This window comes from Paracoccus sp. MKU1 (assembly GCF_001447385.1).
GTDB lineage: Bacteria > Pseudomonadota > Alphaproteobacteria > Rhodobacterales > Rhodobacteraceae > Paracoccus.
Map to the genome: position 1 here is coordinate 1 of NZ_LLWQ01000078.1, position 3,054 is coordinate 3,054.

At 66.4% G+C, this 3,054-nt stretch carries 4 protein-coding genes; all 4 read right to left on the reverse strand.

All coding sequences use genetic code 11. The features are described 5' to 3' along the window. The coding region (locus AQY21_RS05180) for a TRAP transporter large permease subunit (protein ID WP_058096713.1) at window positions 1-204 on the reverse strand (204 nt) is incomplete at its 3' end. A gap of 1 nt (window position 205) precedes the next feature. Further along, window positions 206-712 carry a TRAP transporter small permease gene (locus tag AQY21_RS05185; protein WP_082657988.1) on the reverse strand — a complete coding sequence of 169 codons (507 nt, stop codon included), beginning with the start codon at window positions 710-712 and terminating at the stop codon, window positions 206-208. Window positions 713-743: 31 nt separating this feature from the next. Continuing rightward, on the reverse strand, window positions 744-1,733 hold the full coding sequence (gene dctP / locus AQY21_RS05190) for a TRAP transporter substrate-binding protein DctP (RefSeq protein WP_203416392.1): 990 nt from the start codon (window positions 1,731-1,733) through the stop codon (window positions 744-746). Between the two features lie 52 nt (window positions 1,734-1,785). Then, the coding region (locus tag AQY21_RS05195) for an FAD-binding oxidoreductase (protein ID WP_058096716.1) at window positions 1,786-3,054 on the reverse strand (1,269 nt) is incomplete at its 5' end.

A 3,054-nucleotide genomic window follows, 5' to 3' on the forward strand; every position in this document is an offset into this window, starting at 1 on the left:
CATCAGGTAGCCCGCAAGGATGAACAGCGGCAGGGCCAGCAGGATCACCGAGTTCAGCGACCGGAAGCCCTGCAACATCAGCGTGTTGAGATTGGCGTCATAGATCCAGGCCAAGGCCGCGACGACGCCGGCGAAGGACCATGCGACGGGAAGGCCGATCCCCAGAAGAGCCAGGAGCAGCCCCAGGACCAGTAGAGCCTCCATGTCAGGCCTCCTTGCCGGGTTGGGCGATCTGAAGGCCTGCGCGGGCGATGTCGCGCAGGGCGTAGAGGACGGCGGACACTGCGGCGAGAGCCAGCGGCGCCTGCGCATACCACAGGGGCAGGTTCAGGACCGGGATGATCTGCGGCCGCTTCATCCCCCAGGCCAGCATCTTCCAGACCCAGAGCGCGAAGATCGTCGCGATGACCAGCGTCAGAACCGCGACGACAAGGCCATGGATTGCCCTGGCGCGGGGCGCGCGCAGCGATGTCGCGAGGAAATCCACGACCAGATGCTCGGACCGCCGCGAGGCCATGACCGCGCCCGCCATGTAAAGCCACATGGCAGCAAGCAGGCTCGCTTCGTGCATGCCCAGCAGCGACTGGCTGAAGAAGACGCGAAAGATCACCAGCGCCACCAGCGACAGGGTGACGATGGCGCTGGTCGCCAGGATGACGACCTGCAAGAGCCAGGCAAAGGCCCGGTCGGCCATGGCAAGAAAGGCGATCACGCGAACCTCCATGCGGCGAGGGTGACGAGGATCACTCGGCGGCGGCGTTCTGGCGGACGAGGTCCAGAAGCTCGGCGCCGATCATCGCCTCCATCTTGGGCCAGACCGCCTCTCGCACGGTCTTGCTCAACGCTGCCAGTTCCTCGGGGCTCGGCTCGACATAGGTATGGCCCAGCTTCTTCCATGCCTCGACATAGCCCTCGTCCGAGCGGCGGGCGGCGTCGAACTGCGCCAGCATGACCTTTTCCGCGCCGGCAGCGATTGCCTCCTGATGCTCGGGCGAGAGCCCGTCCCAGGTTTCCTGGTTCGCGGTCAGGATGCCGGTCAGGAACTGCTGCCGGCTGTGGACGTAATCGGTCAGCACGTCGCCGAAATATTCGTAGTCGTAGAAGATCACGTTGGCGCTGTCGCCGTCGACGACCCCGGTCTGGATGGCCGAGTAGAGCTCGCCCCAGTCGATGGTCGCGGTCTGATAGCCCATCGCGGCGATGGTTTCGGTAAAGGGCGAAACCGGCGGGACGCGCACCTTGAAGGCCTTGGCGGCCTCGACAGTGGTGGCGTGGCCGCCCTTGGTGCCGACGCCGTTGAAACCCTCGGGCCAGGCACCGAGGTATTTCAGCCCGGTATCGGCATAGACCTCGGACAGCGCCGTGCTGAGCCAGCCGTCCTTGCCATAGGCGGCCAGGGCATCATCCCAGTCGGTGAACATGTAGGGCGTATAGATCAGCGAGATGCGCTGGTCGTATGAGGTCATCGGCCAGTTCAGCATCAGATCGACATCGCCGGCCATGAGCAGGTCGAAGACCTCCTGCTGGCCGCCCAACTCGTTCTGGTAGAAGATCTCGACCGTCAACGCGCCGTCGGTGGCGGTTTCGATCTCCTTGGCCCAGGCCTCGATGGCATTGCCCGCATCCGAGCCTTTCGCGCCGGAATCGGTCGCCATCTTCAGCGTTTCCGCCATCGCGGGCATGGCCGCCGTCGCGCCGGACGCCAGCGCCGCGAGCAGCACCGCGGCCGTCATTCCATTCATCTTTCTGACCATTCCCTTCCCCTCCCCAGGAAGCGGGCCGTCTTCAGGCCTCGTGTCGGTTCTTGAAAATCTCATAGGCGAAACGCGCCCTCACGCCGATGTCCAGGAAAGGCCGCGGCGGCACCGGCGACGGCGTGCCAAGGCCGATCATGTCCGAGATCAGCGGATCGTCCTCGCCAAGCGCCATCGCCGCGGCCAGCCGGCCGCTGATCGTGCCCTTGGCGACGCCGACGGCGTTCTGGCAAACCGCGCTCCAGACGTTCGGGGCGACCTGTCCGAATCCGGGAGCACCATTGCGCGACAGGCAGATATAGCCGGTCCAGGTATGCTCCATGGTGACGCCCCGCAGCATCGGGAAGCGTTCGTCGAACAGGCGCTGGTGCTCGGCCCGGATCTTCAGCCGGCGTTCGTCGGACTGGCGCAGGCCGGGGCAGAAGTGGATGTTCTGCCGGATCAGGATGCGGCGATCGTTGGTATAGCGCATGGTGATGCCGGCAAAGGCATTGGCCGGGGTCGAGCCCCAGGGCGCGATATTGCCGAAGGCCGCCTGCTCGGCCGGCGTCAGGCGGCGCGTCAGGCTGGCATGGGCGGCGAAGTTCAGAAGCCTGCCCCTCCAGAAGCCGAAGCGCATGGCCAGGCCGTTCACCGCCAGGATGGCCTTGGGCGCCCGGACCGAGCCATGCGCGGTCCGAAGCGTGATCGTCGGGCCGAAATCCGCCTCCAGCACCGGGCAGTTCTCGTAAAGCGTGACGTTTTCCGGCAGGGTGTCGCCCAAGCCCCGGTTCAGCGCCGCCGGGTTTAGAAGCACCGTGCCGGGCGTATAGACCGAGGCCGCGAAGTGCCGCGTGCCCAGGCGCCGGGCGGTTTCCCCGGCATCCAGCCATTCGTAAGGCTCGCCCAGCCGCTTCAACTCCTCGACCGTGGGCCGCAGAACCTGCTCGGCGCCGCGCTCCGAGCTCGCGGTATGGTATTTGCCGTCCTCGCTCCAGTCGCAGTCGATGCCGTGGCGCTGCACGCAGTCGCGCAGCGAGGCGATCCCCGCGCGGGCAAGGCGCAGATAGGCCCGGCCCTTGGCCAGTTCCTCGAGCGACGAACCCACATTATGCGGCAGGTCGATGGCGAAGCCCGAATTGCGGCCAGAGGCCCCTTCGCCCAGCTGCTGCGCGTCGAACACCACGATCTTCGCATGAGGCCGCAACTCACCCAGGCGCCGTGCCGCACCCAACCCGGCATAACCCGCGCCGATCACCACGACGTCTGCGGTGATGTCTTTGGACAGCGGCGGCCTGGGCTGGCGTGGCGGCAAAAGCGC

Bases quoted from the DNA above. Each gene is read 5' to 3' on its own strand.
- dctP (WP_203416392.1), bottom strand. From the start codon at position 1,733: ATGACGGCCGCGGTGCTGCTCGCGGCGCTGGCGTCCGGCGCGACGGCG.